We start from the raw sequence: 14,460 nt of genomic DNA, 5'->3' as shown, positions 1-14,460 counted from the left end.
CGGTTCCTCCGATCGGCCATGGCGTACCGCAGAGGCGCTCCGCCGTGGCGTGCTGCAGTGGCGTGCTCGTGCGCCGAACTTAGTCGAATCCTTCCGGCGGCGCCGCGTGCTACCAGGGCTCGGACTGTCCCGGCCACAGGCCCCTCAGCGCCAGACGGGATCGGTGGAAACCTCCGATCGGGTGTTTGTCGTGCAACGCCATGAGAAATCCCCAGAACCTCCGCGGAGTTCCCCGGGCCTCTTCGGCGCGGGCGACCATCTCGATGCACGCCACGATATCGGCGGGAAAGTAGTCGACGCCCGGCGTGTTCGGAGGGGATCTCCACGCCTGCTGCGCCCGGTAACAGGCGGCCATCGCCGCCGTCGCGGCCGTCGACGGGAACCGGTCGAGAAAGTGCTCGGCCGCGTCGAGGGTCGTGCGGGATTCCACCTCGACGGCCGCGTCGAAATCGATCAGCTCCACCGTCGGATCCGGTTCGCGGAAATGGGATTCGATGACCGCCGCCGCCAGCTGGTCTTTCGGAGCCGAGTCGACCGACGTTCCGTCCGACCGCAACCCCGCCAATTCGAACGCATGCGCCCGAGCCGCATCGCCGTGGCCGAAAGCCTCCGAGAACACCTCCATAGACCGCCAGAGCACATCGACGTCGAAACACTCCACGGCGATGCGCCGCACCAGGTCCCGGGCATCGTCGCGGTCCGCACCGGCCAGCCATTCGACGACGGATCCGGCATCGATCGCCTGCCGGTCATCCCGGTCGAGGGACACCAGGCCCCGATCCAGAAACCGGGCCGTCGTCGCCACCGACGCCGCCGTCGGCGGTCGGCCGCGGTAGTAGACCATCACGGCCGCCTGGGCGCCGTCCGGCGCCTCCGAAATGATCCGCGCATAGCCGACCTCGTCGCCGAGGAAACCGGCGAGCGACAAACGACGCCCCCACTCCTTGAGGTTTCCGCCGACGCCACGCCGCGCGGTCAACCAGTCGAGCAATTCCGCCAACTGGTCGTCGTCGAGAAGCACCCGGATGTGCCGCATCAGGATCGTTTCCTCATCGTCGGCCTCACCATCGATGACGTCCTCGATCCACGCGAGCATCGCACCGTTTCGCGGGGGACATGCGGCGACGATGCGATCGAGCAGGGGATCCCCCAACCTGCTGATCTCCGCCCGCTCCCAATCACCGCCGAAAGGGTCCGGTTCGGCCGGGACGGGGGCGTCGTCAAGCAACCGACGCACCGCGTCGCGGGCCGGCGGCACCGCGTCCTGCAGCAGCCGCACCGCCATGTCCGGACGCCCGGCGTCACCGATTCGATCAGCGGCGGCGCACACCGAAGCAACGGACTCCCGGAGCGCATCGGCGCCCGGGCCCGTCGCCCGCAGCTCCGCAAGCGAGGCGGCGGCGACATCGCGGCATTGCGCGTCGGACATCGACGCCGCCGGCCACGGGAACTCCTCGCCGTCGAGCCACGGATCCAGCTCCACGTCCTCGCCGTGGGCGCACAGCCAGGCGTTGGCCGAACCGTCGCCGTAGCGGGAGTCGTCCGGGTAACCGCGCACGACCCCGGGAAATCCCGCCGCCGCCTCCTCCGGCAGCGCACCCCGGCCGAACACCACCAGCGCCACCGCGCACAGATGCTCGCAGTACGGGGAGTAGATGGTCGCTCCGCAATCGCACCGCGCCGCGCCCGGGAACATCATCCCGTCGTAGGACACCCGGTGCCCCGCGACCTCCGCCTCGTACATTCCCGGCCCCGGGGGACCGAACGTCACCTGGTCGGCGAGATCCGCGCCGCGCCGCAACCGCGGCAGGCCGATCCAATCGACCAGCGTTTGCAGGTGGCGGACGGGTTGCGAGGAAAAATCGACGCTGCCATGGTTTCCGGGGTTCGACGTCATGGTCCCATCGTGGCAGCATGGGCGGATCACCGTTCCCGGGAGGAAAGCCATGGACGAACGCCTGTTTGAGGCCGTCGGCTTTGCGGCGACGCCCGCGGAGACCGACGACGCGCTGGAAAACGCCCCCACGCGATTCCTGCGCAACCACCCCGACCATGATCCGCTGCTGGCGTACCCGGATCCCTCGGGATTCACGGTGGCGAATTTCGGCCTCGGCGACGGTCGGTCCGACTTTTCGCTGACCGCGTCGGTTCCGGGCGCCGACCACGCCACGGTGGCCGCCGACGTTTTTCAGGTGGCGCCGGGCATGGCGCACGTGGACGTGCTTGACGACGCCGACCAACTGGCGCTCCGCCTCCTGGCGATGGTCGACGACCCGCACATGTACCCCGTGTACCCGCTGCGGGAGGTCGGTGAACCGGCGCATGTCGAGCAGCTGCATCTGGGGGCGATCGCCGTCGACGTCAACGTCTTCGCCTCGATCGACGACTGGTCGGCCACGGCGGGCCGGGACGACGCCGATCCGCTGAACGGTCCGCGATTCCTGATCTGTCCGTGGTTGTTCGCGCTGTACGACGGTTCGGCGACGGCCGACGAAGCCAACTCGTCGGCCCTGTTCCGCGGAATCTGCCGCGACGTGGAGACGGTGACCAACGAATTGACGGGCAACCCGTATTACCGGGCCATCGTCGACTCCGCGGTGCCGATGGTCGTGGCGCTGCCCGCCGCGACGGATCCGGCGCCGGAGCCCGGCAGCGTCATCGACGGCCGGGTGGTGCTCACCGCGACCACGAATTTCTGGCGCCTCGGAGACTGACTCCGTCGGTTACGCTGCTCCCGTGGGGGGCGACGGAAGCCGGTGATCGTCGGGCGTCGGGGCGGTCGTCGGACGTAGGGGCGCCGTCGGGCGCAGGGGAGTGACGCGTTCCATGCCCTGGGACGAGTCGGCCGGGAGGCGGGCCGTGCCACCGGTGATTACTGTGGAAACCATGGTCGAGGTGCGAATCCACGGAAGGGGCGGACAGGGCGTCGTCACCGCGTCCGACCTCATCGCCAAGGCGGCATTTTCGGAGGGGCGCCACGCGCAGGCGTTCCCCTCCTTCGGATCGGAGCGCACGGGGGCGCCGGTGGTGGCGTACTGCCGCATCAGCGACCGGCAGATCCGCACCCGCGAACCGGTGCTGCACCCGGACCTGGTCATCGTCCAGGACCCCACGTTGCTGACGGTGCTCGACCCCTTCGCCGGGTTGACCACCGACGGGTACGTGCTCATCAACTCCACCAAGCGCACCGCCGAACTCGGCCTGACGTCGCTGCAGGAACAACAGCCGCCGGGGCACTTCATGACGCTGCCGGCCACCGACATCGCCCGCGAACACACCGGGCGCACCGTGCCCAACGCCGTGCTGCTCGGCGGAATGGCCGCGCTGACCGGCCTGATCCGCATGGACTCGGTGGCGGAGGTCATCGTCCAGCGTTTCCCCGGGCCGGTGGGGGAGAAGAACGTCGCCGCAGCCCGGGCCGCCTACGACGTCGTCATGGACAAGAAGCGCGCCGCGAAGGAGAAGCAGAATGCTTGAGCAGATCGAGGGCAGTCAGGCGGTGGCCAAAGCCGTCGCCGCGTGCCGGCCGGAGGTGATCTGCGCGTACCCCATCTCGCCGCAGACCCACATCGTCGAGGCGCTGTCGGCGCTGGTGAAATCGGGTGACCTGCCCGGCTGCGAATACGTCAACGTCGAAAGCGAATTCTCCGCGATGTCGGCGTCGATCGGCGCCTCCGCCGCCGGCGCCCGCGCCTACACCGCAACCGCCTCCCAGGGTCTGCTGTTCATGGTCGAGGCCGTCTACAACGCCTCGGGCCTGGGACTGCCGATCGTCATGACCGTGGCCAACCGCGCCATCGGCTCGCCCATCAACATCTGGAACGACCAGACCGACTCGATGAGCCAACGCGACTCCGGCTGGCTGCAGCTCTACGCCATCGACAACCAGGAGGCCGCCGACCTGCACGTCCAGGCCTTCAAGATCGCCGAAGAACTCTCCCTGCCCGTCATGGTGTGCATGGACGGTTTCGTGCTCACCCACGCCATGGAGCAGGTCGACGTGCCCGAACGCGACGACGTAGCCGCGTTCCTGCCCGACTACAGCCCCCGTCAGATCCTCGACCCCGACCATCCCATCTCCATCGGCGCGATGGTCGGCCCCGAGGCGTTCACCGAAGTCCGCTACCTCGCCCACCACAAGCAGCTCGAAGCCCTCGACGTCATCCCGCGCGTCCAAAAGGAATTCGCCGACGTCTTCGGCCGCGACTCCGGCGGCCTGCTCCACGAGTACCGCACCGACGACGCCGAGACCGTCATCGTCTGTTTGGGCTCAGTCACCGGAACGCTGCGCGACGTCGTCGACGAGCGTCGTGAAGCAGGGGAGAAAATCGGCGTGCTGTCCCTGGTCAGCTTCCGGCCCTTCCCCTCCGCCGCCGTCCGCGAAGCCCTGTCGGGAGCCACGCGCTTCATCGTGCTGGAAAAGGCGTTCTCCGTCGGCATCGGCGGCATCGTCTCCTCCCACTGCCGAGCCGCCATGCGCGGCCGACGGTTCATCTGCCACGAACTCATCGCCGGCCTGGGCGGACGTGACATCACCAAGGCATCGCTGCACGCCTACCTGGACAAGGCCGTCGTCGACGACGTCGAAGACACCACGTTCCTCGACCTCGACCGCGAACTCGTCGACCGCGAATTGCGACGCGAAACCCTGACGCGGCGCTCGGGCGCGATCCCCGAAAACCTGCTGCGCGACCACGCCGAACGCGCCCGCACCGGGCACTTTGCCGAGGAGGCCTGACCCATGGACGACACCACCGCCGGCCGACCCCAAGACACGCGCCCCGGGGCCCCGCGATCCGGGGACGCACGACTCGGGGGAGCACGACCCCGCGGCGCCGACGACGGGGGAGCACGAATGGACAGCCCCACCGTGCTGCTGCCCGCCCCCAGGTACCGCGGCACCGACATCCCCGCCCGCGACGCCGCGAAGTTCTACCAGGTCGGCTCGTTCGCCGTGGGCAACCGGCTCGTCGACGACGACCTGCGCTCCGTGCAATCCGACGCCGACCGCTTCAACTCCCTGACCTCCGGCCACCGCGCCTGCCAGGGCTGCGGCGAAGCACTCGGCGCCCGCTACGCCCTCGACGCGGCCATGGCCGCCGCAAACAACAAGATCATCGCCGCCAACGCCACCGGCTGCCTCGAAGTGTTCTCCACCCCCTACCCGGAGACCTCCTGGAACCTGCCGTGGATCCACTCCCTGTTCGGCAACGCGCCCGCAGTGGCCACCGGCATCCAGGCCGCGCTGAAGGCCAAGGGCCGCGACGACGTCCGCGTCGTCGCCCAAGGCGGCGACGGCGGTACCGTCGACATCGGCTTCGGCCCCCTGTCCGGCATGTTCGAGCGCAACGACGACGTGCTCTACATATGCTACGACAACGAAGCCTACATGAACACCGGCGTGCAACGCTCCGGCGCCACGCCCCCGGCCGCCCGCACCGCCACCACCCAACCCGTCGGCGCCGCGCCGGGCAACACGTTCGGCCAGGGCAAATTCCTGCCGCGCATCGCCATGGCCCACGAAATCCCCTACGTCGCCACCGCCACCGTCGCCGACCTGCGCGACCTCGAATACAAGGTCGCCCGCGCCATGGAATTCCGCGGCGCCCGCTACATCCACGTGCTCGTGCCCTGCCCGCTCGGCTGGGGCTCGGCGTCGAATCACACCATCAAGCTCGCCCGACTGGCCACCCAGTCCGGCATCTTCCCGGTGTTCGAAGCCGAATACGGCGAAGTGACGTCGGTGTCCAAAATCCGCCGCCGCGTACCGGTGACCGAATACCTCAAACTCCAGCGCCGCTTCGCCCACCTGTTCAAGCCGGGCGCCGATGCGGGCGTCATCGAACGCCTGCAAGCCGGCGCCGACCGCAACATCCGCCGCTACGACCTGGTCGACGACGCCACCGTCGACCTCATGGCCGACGACACGGAAGGAACCGAGCAACGATGACCGACCAACCAACCGACGGCCAGTCGACCAACGCGTCCGGCGGAAAGGCCGGAGACCGGGGCGGTTCGACCAAAACGACGCTGCCGTTCGCAGTGTCGCTGCCGGTGGGATCGTCGCTGGCCAACGAAACCGGCTCGTGGCGCACCGAGCGACCCGTCTACGTCGACCTGCTCCCGCCGTGCAACAAGGCCTGCCCGGCCGGCGAGAACATCCAACTGTGGCTGTCGCATGCCGAAGACGGCCGCTACGAAGACGCCTGGCGCGAAATCATGCGCAACAACCCGCTGCCAGCGGTGATGGGCCGAGTCTGCTACCACTCCTGCCAAACCGCCTGCAACCGCGCCGAAGTCGACGAAGCCGTGGGCATCAACGCCATCGAACGCTTCCTGGGTGACAAGGCCATCGAAGAAGGCTGGGCGCCGACGGTCGCCGTCGCACCGTCCGGCAAGAAGGTCCTCGTCATCGGCTCCGGGCCGTCCGGCCTGTCCGCCGCCTACCACCTGGCGCTGGGCGGCCACGCCGTCACCGTCCGCGACCTCGGCGACGAACCCGGCGGCATGATGCGCTACGGCATCCCGTCGTACCGCCTGCCCAGGAACATCCTCGACGCCGAAATCAACCGCATCCGCGACCTCGGCGTCACCTTCGAACAGGGCGTGCGCGTCGACGACCTCGACGCCGCGCTGGAAGAATTCGACGCGGTGTTCACCGCCGTCGGCGCCGGCTTGGCCCGCAACATCGGAGTCCCCGCCGGCGAAGCCGCCCACGTACTCGACGCCGTCGACGTGTTGCGCGACGTCGAAAAGCGACAAACCCCGCTGCTGGGCCGCCGCGTCGTGGTCTACGGAGGCGGCAACACCGCCATCGACGCCGCACGCACCGCCCGCCGCCTCGGCGCCGAAGAATCCGTCATCGTCTACCGCCGCACCCGCGGCCAAATGCCCGCCCACGAATCCGAAGTCATGGAAGCCGAGGAGGAGGGCATCACCATGCGATGGCTGTCCACCGTCGGCCACGTCGACGAAGGCGCCATCACCATCGAGAAAATGGTCCTCGACGACGACGGCTTCCCCCAGCCCACCGGCGAATACGAACAACTCGCCGCCGACTCGGTGATCATGGCGCTCGGCCAGGAATCCGACCTGACCCTGTTCGACGGCGTCGACGGCATCGTCGTCGAACGCGGCGTCGTCGCCGTCGACGACCACATGATGACCGGCCGCCCCGGAGTCTTCGCCGGCGGCGACATGGTGCCCAGCGAAAAAAACGTCACCGTCGCCATCGGCCACGGCAAAAAGGCCGCCCGCCACATCGACGCCTGGTTGAGCGGCACCGACCACCGGCCGCCCGCCAAACACGGCGACGCCACCCTCGACCGCATGGAAACCTGGTACTACTCCGACGCCCCTCACCAGGTGCGCGCGAAGCTGGAAGGCGCCCGCCGCGCCTCGACGTTCGACGAAGTCGTCCAAGGCCTCGACGAAGACTCCGCCCTGTTCGAAGCCCGCCGCTGCATGAGCTGCGGCAACTGCTTCGGCTGCGACAACTGCTTCGGCGTGTGCCCCGACAACGCCGTGATCAAATTCGAGCCCGGCCGCTACGAGTTCAAGTACGACTACTGCAAGGGCTGCGGCGTCTGCGCGGAGGAATGTCCGTGCGGCGCCATCTCGATGGTGCCCGAGGAGATCTAGACGGGCGAGGAGATCGGATGGGGCCCCAGCCGATTTGACGGTGCCTGGGGTGATCTAGACGGGCGATCGCGCCCCTCATTTTCCAAACCACGGGGTCCAAACCACGGGGTCGGTGGTGACCCCGTGGTTTAGGGCCGAAAATCGAGCGACCCCGTGGTTTGGCCCCCGTGGTTTAGGTGGGGTAGGTGACCCCGTGGTTTAGGTGGGGCAGGGGAGAGCGGGCGAGCGTCGACCTGCCGGGACACAACACCTAGGCCTGCGCCTCCCGCGCACCTCCACCGGCCGCCGCGGCGAGCACCTTCGACATCGCCTGATCGGCCAATTCCTCGCCCGCCCCCTCGTAGAGGTAGACGGCCACATCCGCGCCGCCGTCGACAAGCAGATCACAGTGCTCGCGAACCAACGCCGTACCCGCGATCACCGCGTCGGGATGCCGCTCGCGGATGGCGGCGGCCATCTCCAGGCTGTCTCGGTGATTCGGCAACGCCAGAACGAACAGTTCCGGGGTGCAGTCGAGCTCGATGCGGCGCCACAACTCGGGGTCCGTGACGTCCCCGGCGATGATCTTGTCACCGCGGCGACGCAGCTCCTCGATCCGACCTTCGTCGAATTCGATGCCGTAAACGCGCTTGCCGTAGGCGTCGGAAAGCCTGCGGTACACGCCCTCGCCGACGCGCCCCATGCCCAACACCAGGACGTCGGCGTGGCGCACGCGCACGGGACGCTCATCGGGAATCAGACGCGATTCCGGCGTCGGCGGCACCCACCGCTTGACCAACGGCACGATGCGGTCCTCGTTTGCCGCCGCGGCGGAGCTGGCCACGAAGCTCAGCACCACCGCGATGGCCATGATCGGCGTCCACGACGCCGCCAACGCCCCGTTGGCCACGCCCACCCCGACGACGATGAGACCGAACTCCGAATAATTCGCCAGCGTCATGCCCGTCAGAATGCTCGTGCGGTCGGACAGCCCCATGCGGCGCAGCAGCGCCACGAAAATCGCGGCCTTCACCACCAGCAGCACCGTGAGCACGCCGGCGATGAGGAAACCGCCCACGCCCGGCAGGCCGCCCAGTCCGATCTCGACGAAAAACGCCACCAGCAGCAGCTCGCGCACCGAAATCAGGGCCTCGGACAGGCGGTCTGCAACCGGGTGGCCCGACAGCATGATGCCCGCCACCAGCGACCCCAGCGAACCCGACACGTTCGCCAGCTCGAACAGCGAGTACGCCGCCACCGCGATGCCGACGCCGGTGAGCACCAGCAGCTCCGCGCGGAACATCCGGTCCGGCATGCGGGTGACCAGCGGACGCAGCAGAAGCAGCAGCGGAAGCGCCAGCGCCCACGGGGCCGGCACCGAACCGGTGGAGAACACCAGAACACCCACCGCGATGATGTCCTGCAGCACCAGCACGCCCAACGCGATGCGGCCGATCGTCGACTGGCCGCGGTTGGCGTCGTCGAGCTGCGACATCACGAACACCGTCGACGAGAACGACGCCGCGATGCCCACGTACACCAGCCCGGTGAAATCCAGCCCGGCCAGCGACGCCACCGGAAGCAGCCCCAGCAGGGCGAACACCCCGGCGAAGACCACCGTGTTCGTCACCGCGTGGCCCGCCGCCGTGCCGACCACCCGCGGCTGCACCATGTCCCGCGGATTGAGCTTCAGGCCGATCGTGAACAGCAGCACCGTCACGCCCAGCTCCGCGAGCACGTTGATGAACGGGATCTGGTCGATGCCGACGGCGTTGATGGCGAAGCCCGCGCCGAGGAATCCGATGAGCGGCGGCAGACGCAGGATCGTCGCGCCCAGGCCGCCGACGATGGCGAAGAGCAACGCCGTGAGGTAGATCGACTCCATGTTCAATGAAGCTACCGTCAGTGGGCCACGGCATACCCACGCCCCTGCGCCGACGGTCCTTTCGGGGGTGCGTCTTTCGGGGGTGAGGCCGCAGCAGCACGGTTAGCCGCCCGTTGTTCTGCGACCGCGGCGGCCGTCGCCGGTTAGCTTGCCGACGGATTCGGCACGAGGCGGTGCGGCCCGAAGAACCCGACGCGGACCTTGCCCAGGTCGTCGTCGTAGGCGAAGTACAGGCGCGGGATGTTGTTGCCGCCGCCCTCGGCGATTTTGATGTGGGCCTCCATGACCTGCGTGCCGCCTTCTTCGGTGGGGAACGTGCGCGTGGCGGCGAAGCGGCGGTTGTTCATGGTGCCTTCGGATTCCTTCATGGCCAGGGTCTTCTTCGTCGCGGGCCAGTGCAGCGGGGCCCCGGAGTCGCACCATTCCCAGAATCCGGCGACCTTCGATTCGGCGTCGGCGGCCTTGGCTTCCGCGTAGGCGGCCAGGGCGACGAACGCCCGCCATGCCTTCGCGGCCCACACCGACGCGTTGGGGCTGGCGTCGAGGGCCTCGAGTTGTTGGGCGGCGTCGTCGGGGATGGACAGCCATCGGCCGAGCAGCTCGCGGGCATGTTCGAAGCAGTCGGCCGACGTGCTGTTGGCGTCCTGGCTCATGGCTTCGACGATGGTGGCCACGTCGTCGTCGATTGCTTCGTCGCCGTCCGGCCAGGGCCACAGTCCTTTGCCGCGCAGGTCGCGTTCGAGCGTGGGGTCGGCAGACAGCGCGAAGCTCAGCGCCGATTCCAGGGACTGCACCAGGGCTTTGCGACGGGCGGCGTCGGCGTCGAGCGCCGTGAATTCCTCGTCCAACACCCCGTACTCCAGGGAGGTTTCGCTAAGCGCGTCGAAGAGGGCGCCGTTGTCGCGTTCCAAATCGCTGATGGTGCCGGCCAGGCGCTTGTTCGCCTTTTCCAGGGCGGCGATGGTTTCCGCCGCGTCGCCGCCCGCGCTACCGCCGACGGTGCGCAATGCGCGATCCGACCGCAGGTAGCGGGCGATGGCCGCGGGCGGTTGCCGAACGACGCTGCGTGGCGCGACCTGCATGGTCACCCACTCCATGAGCACCTTCGACGACCGCAGTCGCCGCATGGGGTTGGTGCGGGTGGCCAGGTCGCCGCCGTTGGTGGAGGGGTGGAAGATGCGTACGTGGCCCGCCGGAACGAAGTAACCGCCCGGAGTGAAGCGCTCCGACAGCCCCGCCTCCACGTCGGCGCCGATGACCTGGACCGCGCACAGCCCGGCCAGGCGTCGCGCGATGGCGTCGGCGGTGGCCGTGACCTCCCGGTGCTCCTCGTCGGATTCGTCGGCCGGGCGCAGAACGATGAACGGAATCGACCGGTCGCGACTGGCCAGGGCGTCGGCGTACACGCCGGCGATGGCGTCGTCGACGCGCATCGAGGTCGGGTCGAGCGGCCAATTCGCCGACGTGGACTTCTCGAGCAGCGCCGTGGCCACGCGGGGTGCGGCGATGCTGATGGGCACGGCTGACTGGGTCTGCTCGGTGGACACCGAACAGTAGTAGTCGGCGGGGCCCCCGTCGGGGTGGGCCGTGGCGATGATCTCCGTCGACCAGAACGCGCCATCCGGTTTCGTTTCGGTCAGGCGGAAGGCGACCGTGCGACCGGCTGAACCATCGCCGGATCCGTCGGCACCGTCCCCGCCGTCGGACCCGCCCTCACCGCTTGCGTCGTCGTCACCGCCGTCGTCGTCACGCGCGACCGGGGCGGTGACGTCGAGCATGGTGAAACACTCCGTGCCCTTCGCATCGGCACCGTGACCGGGGGCCATGAACTCCCGCGTGTAGGGCTCACCGTCGGCGGGAAGCTCCTGCCCGTACTTGCCGCGGATCCAGTCGGCGGCGGCGGCGGCCACGCGCCGCGTCACGTCCTCGTCGGAGTGGTTCCATTGAGCGCGATACTGCTCGGCCATGCGTCGCATCCCCTCGGTCGTTCGTCGGTCGTCGGCCGGTGGTCGGCCGCGGCGAAAAGAATAACGGAAGCCGCGGATCGGCGATCCCCGCGAAAAACGGGCGTTCGAGGGCGGTCGGGTGCACCCGCAGCAGGCGAAAACCAACCCGAATCGGCATCCTTCTTCAGGATTCAGGGTCCTGCGGATAAGTTTTTACTGTCCCTTAAGGAACAAAAGGAGGACCCCCATGTTCACGTCCCGCAAGACGAAGATCGCCGCGGCCATCTCCGCCGGCATCCTCGCCCTGACCGGTTGCTCGTCCGACGACAACGGCGCCTCGGGTGACGAGACCTACAAGATCGGCATCAACCAGCTGGTCCAGCACCCGGCCCTCGACTCCGCCACGGAGGGCTTCAAGGAAGCGTTCGAGGACGCGGGCGTGGAGGTCGAATACGACGAGCAGAACGCCAACGGCGAGCAGTCCACGGCCCTGACCATCGCCCAGCAGTTCGCGTCGAAGAACCTGGATCTGGTCCTGTCGGTGGCCACCCCGGCCGCGCAGGCCACCGCCCAGAACGTGCAGGACACCCCGGTGCTGTTCACCGCCGTCACCGACCCGGTCGAGGCGGAACTGGTCGACTCGCTCGACGCGCCGGGTGCCAACGTCACCGGCACCTCCGACATCGCGCCGATCGACCAGCAGTTCGAGATGATCCAGGAGTTGCTGCCGGACGCGAAGAAGATCGGCATCGTCTACGCCTCCGGCGAGGTCAACTCGAAGGTGCAGGTCGAAGAGGCCAAGAAGGTCGCCGAGCCGCTGGGGCTGGAGATCGTGACCCAGACCGTCACCAACGTCACCGAGATTCCGCAGGCGGTCCAGGCCATCGGCGACGTCGACGCGTTCTACGTGCCCACCGACAACCTGGTCGTCTCGGGCATCGCGTCGCTGGTCCAGGCCGCCGAGGCCACCGAGACCCCGGTCATCGCGGCGGAGGAGGGCACCGTCGAGGGCGGCGCCGCCATCGCCCTGGGCATCAACTACGAGGAGCTGGGCCGCCAGACCGGTGAGATGGCGCTGCGCATCCTGCGCGATGGCGAGGACCCGGCCACCATGCCGGTGGAGAAGGCCAACGAGTACAAGTACGTGGTCAACGAGGACGCCGCGCAGCGCCAGGGCGTCGAAATCCCCGAGTCGATCCTGAACGAGGCCGAAACCGTATGATTTCCGCCGTCGAATTCGGCCTCATCTACGGGGTGATGGCGCTGGGCGTGTTCCTCACGTTCCGCGTCCTCAACTTCGCGGACCTGACGGTCGACGGTTCCTTCACCACCGGCGGCGCCACCGCGGCCGTCGCGATCCTCGCCGGTTGGAATCCTTTCCTGGCCATCGTCGCGGGCTTTGCGACGGGCTTCGCCGCGGGTCTGGTCACCGGCCTGCTGCACACCAAGGGCCGCATCGACGGTCTGTTGGCGGGCATCCTGACGCAGATCGGCCTGTGGTCGGTCAATTTGCGGATCATGGGGTCGTCGAACGTGCCGTTGTTGCGCGCGGACACCATCTTCACTCCGCTTCGCGACGCCCGTCTGATGGGCACGTGGGCGTCGGTGGGCATTTTCGCCGTCATCGTCGCCGTGGTCGCGTTGCTGATCGTGTGGTTCCTCAACACGGATTACGGCCTGGCGGTGCGCGCCACCGGCGACAATGGTCCGATGATCCGTTCCTTCGGCGTGTCCACCGACGGCACGAAGATGTTCACCCTGGCGCTGTCCAACGGCCTGGTCGGTGCGGCCGGTGCGGTGTTCGCGCAGTACCAGGGTTTCGCCGACAACTCGATGGGCGTGGGTCTGATCCTCATCGGCCTGGCGTCGGTGATCATGGGCCAGGCGCTGCTCGGCGAGCGGTTCCTGTGGTTGTCGGTGGTGGCCGTGGTGGTCGGTGCGGTGGTGTACCGACTGATCATCTTCGCCGCACTCGAGGTCGGCCTGAACCCGAATGACATGAAGTTCATCACCGCCGCGCTGGTGGTGCTGGCGCTGCTGCTGCCGCGGTGGCGCGGGATCTTCGGCGGCGCCTTGGCCGGAACGCGCGTCAACCGCGGCGGCCGCGGTGGCCGTCGCTCGGCCTCCGGTGGTGCCGGCGGGAATGATCTCGCGGCCGCGGCCCCGGCTGCCGCCGCCGGTTCGGACGAGGGGAAGGTGAAGGCGTGATGCTGAAGATCGGCAACGTCTCCAAGACGTTTTTCCCGAACACGGCCAATGAGCGTCGCGCGTTGGTCGACGTGTCGCTGGAGTTGGCGGAGGGTGATTTCGTCACCATCATCGGCTCCAACGGCGCGGGCAAGTCGACGCTGCTCAACACGGTGTCGGGGCGGCTGGGCATCGATTCCGGCGAGATCGCCATCGACGGCGTGTCGGTGGCCGGGATGCCGGATTACAAGCGCGCCAAGTACATCGGCCGGGTGTTCCAGGATCCGCTGGCCGGCACGGCGCCGAGCCTGACCATCGAGGAGAACCTGTCGCTGGCGTACCTGCGCGGCAAGCGCCGGGGGTTGGGCATGGGACTGACCAAGGCGCGTCGCGAGATCTTCGTCGAGCAGCTGCGCTCCCTGCAGTTGGGCCTGGAAGATCGCCTGACCACGAAGGTCGGGTTGCTTTCAGGTGGTCAGCGGCAGGCGTTGTCGCTGTTGATGGCCGGGTTCACGCATCCGAAGATCATGCTTCTCGATGAGCACACCGCGGCCCTGGATCCGCAGCGAGCGGCCTTGGTCACGGAGCTGACGCATCAGATCGTCGAGGAGGGCGGGCTGACCACGCTGATGGTCACCCACAACATGGAGCAGGCGATCCGGCTGGGCAACCGGCTGGTCATGATGCACGAGGGGCGCATCGTCTACGAGGCTTCGGCCGAGACGAAGGCGAAGTTGACCGTGCATGATCTGCTGCAGGAGTTCGTGAAGATCAAGGGCGCCACGCTCTCCGACAAGGCGTTCCTGGGGTAGAGGAGAACCG

At 68.3% G+C, this 14,460-nt stretch carries 11 protein-coding genes; 8 read left to right on the top strand and 3 right to left on the bottom strand.

Annotated features, from left to right (window positions below; all coding sequences use genetic code 11):
- Positions 1–109: 109 nt before the first annotated feature.
- Positions 110–1,897 (bottom strand): hypothetical protein, encoded by a 1,788-nt coding sequence (locus HMPREF3121_RS06385; protein ID WP_070521146.1) that lies wholly within the window; start codon positions 1,895–1,897, stop codon positions 110–112.
- A 49-nt stretch (positions 1,898–1,946) separates the two neighbouring features.
- Between HMPREF3121_RS06385 and HMPREF3121_RS06380 the strand changes: the two genes are divergently transcribed.
- The 5 genes from HMPREF3121_RS06380 to HMPREF3121_RS06360 all read left to right on the top strand — a co-directional run bounded on the left by HMPREF3121_RS06380 (position 1,947) and on the right by HMPREF3121_RS06360 (position 7,641).
- Positions 1,947–2,714, top strand: a complete 768-nt coding sequence (locus HMPREF3121_RS06380; protein WP_070521143.1) for a hypothetical protein — start codon at positions 1,947–1,949, stop codon at positions 2,712–2,714.
- A 172-nt stretch (positions 2,715–2,886) separates the two neighbouring features.
- Positions 2,887–3,477, top strand: a complete 591-nt coding sequence (locus HMPREF3121_RS06375; RefSeq protein ID WP_070521140.1) for a 2-oxoacid:acceptor oxidoreductase family protein — start codon at positions 2,887–2,889, stop codon at positions 3,475–3,477.
- Positions 3,470–4,738: a thiamine pyrophosphate-binding protein gene (locus HMPREF3121_RS06370; protein WP_070521137.1), complete on the top strand. Its 1,269-nt coding sequence runs from the start codon at positions 3,470–3,472 to the stop codon at positions 4,736–4,738. Before HMPREF3121_RS06375 ends, HMPREF3121_RS06370 begins: the two co-directional genes overlap by 8 nt.
- Before the next feature lie 117 nt (positions 4,739–4,855).
- Positions 4,856–5,950 (top strand): thiamine pyrophosphate-dependent enzyme, encoded by a 1,095-nt coding sequence (locus tag HMPREF3121_RS06365; RefSeq protein ID WP_070521135.1) that lies wholly within the window; start codon positions 4,856–4,858, stop codon positions 5,948–5,950.
- Positions 5,947–7,641 (top strand): NAD(P)-binding protein, encoded by a 1,695-nt coding sequence (locus HMPREF3121_RS06360; RefSeq protein WP_083291364.1) that lies wholly within the window; start codon positions 5,947–5,949, stop codon positions 7,639–7,641. Before HMPREF3121_RS06365 ends, HMPREF3121_RS06360 begins: the two co-directional genes overlap by 4 nt.
- A 250-nt stretch (positions 7,642–7,891) precedes the next feature.
- On the opposite strand, the gene HMPREF3121_RS06355 is transcribed toward HMPREF3121_RS06360, so the two are convergent.
- Together HMPREF3121_RS06355 and HMPREF3121_RS06350 are read right to left on the bottom strand one after the other, a co-directional pair.
- Positions 7,892–9,505, bottom strand: coding sequence for a cation:proton antiporter family protein (locus HMPREF3121_RS06355; RefSeq protein ID WP_070521132.1), 1,614 nt, complete (start codon positions 9,503–9,505; stop codon positions 7,892–7,894).
- A gap of 143 nt (positions 9,506–9,648) precedes the next feature.
- Positions 9,649–11,472 (bottom strand): hypothetical protein, encoded by a 1,824-nt coding sequence (locus HMPREF3121_RS06350; RefSeq protein WP_141743008.1) that lies wholly within the window; start codon positions 11,470–11,472, stop codon positions 9,649–9,651.
- Between the two features lie 226 nt (positions 11,473–11,698).
- On the opposite strand from HMPREF3121_RS06350, the gene HMPREF3121_RS06345 reads away from it, so the two are divergent.
- The 3 genes from HMPREF3121_RS06345 to HMPREF3121_RS06335 are packed head-to-tail and all read left to right on the top strand — an operon-like array spanning position 11,699 to position 14,450.
- Complete coding sequence (locus HMPREF3121_RS06345; protein WP_070521126.1) at positions 11,699–12,673, top strand: ABC transporter substrate-binding protein; 975 nt, start codon at positions 11,699–11,701, stop codon at positions 12,671–12,673.
- Positions 12,670–13,659 carry an ABC transporter permease gene (locus HMPREF3121_RS06340; RefSeq protein ID WP_083291362.1) on the top strand — a complete coding sequence of 330 codons (990 nt, stop codon included), beginning with the start codon at positions 12,670–12,672 and terminating at the stop codon, positions 13,657–13,659. Before HMPREF3121_RS06345 ends, HMPREF3121_RS06340 begins: the two co-directional genes overlap by 4 nt.
- Positions 13,659–14,450, top strand: a complete 792-nt coding sequence (locus HMPREF3121_RS06335; protein WP_070521123.1) for an ABC transporter ATP-binding protein — start codon at positions 13,659–13,661, stop codon at positions 14,448–14,450. Before HMPREF3121_RS06340 ends, HMPREF3121_RS06335 begins: the two co-directional genes overlap by 1 nt.
- Positions 14,451–14,460: the final 10 nt, after the last annotated feature.

It is taken from the genome of Corynebacterium sp. HMSC11E11, assembly GCF_001807025.1.
Lineage (GTDB): Bacteria > Actinomycetota > Actinomycetes > Mycobacteriales > Mycobacteriaceae > Corynebacterium > Corynebacterium freneyi.
Note: the sequence above shows the minus strand (reverse complement) of the source record. Positions and strands in the feature narration are given on the sequence as shown.

Coding starts and splice junctions, on each gene's coding strand:
- HMPREF3121_RS06385 (WP_070521146.1), bottom strand. CDS start 1,897: ATGACGTCGAACCCCGGAAACCATGGCAGCGTCGATTTTTCCTCGCAA.
- HMPREF3121_RS06380 (WP_070521143.1), top strand. CDS start 1,947: ATGGACGAACGCCTGTTTGAGGCCGTCGGCTTTGCGGCGACGCCCGCG.
- HMPREF3121_RS06375 (WP_070521140.1), top strand. CDS start 2,887: ATGGTCGAGGTGCGAATCCACGGAAGGGGCGGACAGGGCGTCGTCACC.
- HMPREF3121_RS06370 (WP_070521137.1), top strand. CDS start 3,470: ATGCTTGAGCAGATCGAGGGCAGTCAGGCGGTGGCCAAAGCCGTCGCC.
- HMPREF3121_RS06365 (WP_070521135.1), top strand. CDS start 4,856: ATGGACAGCCCCACCGTGCTGCTGCCCGCCCCCAGGTACCGCGGCACC.
- HMPREF3121_RS06360 (WP_083291364.1), top strand. CDS start 5,947: ATGACCGACCAACCAACCGACGGCCAGTCGACCAACGCGTCCGGCGGA.
- HMPREF3121_RS06355 (WP_070521132.1), bottom strand. CDS start 9,505: ATGGAGTCGATCTACCTCACGGCGTTGCTCTTCGCCATCGTCGGCGGC.
- HMPREF3121_RS06350 (WP_141743008.1), bottom strand. CDS start 11,472: ATGGCCGAGCAGTATCGCGCTCAATGGAACCACTCCGACGAGGACGTG.
- HMPREF3121_RS06345 (WP_070521126.1), top strand. CDS start 11,699: ATGTTCACGTCCCGCAAGACGAAGATCGCCGCGGCCATCTCCGCCGGC.
- HMPREF3121_RS06340 (WP_083291362.1), top strand. CDS start 12,670: ATGATTTCCGCCGTCGAATTCGGCCTCATCTACGGGGTGATGGCGCTG.
- HMPREF3121_RS06335 (WP_070521123.1), top strand. CDS start 13,659: ATGCTGAAGATCGGCAACGTCTCCAAGACGTTTTTCCCGAACACGGCC.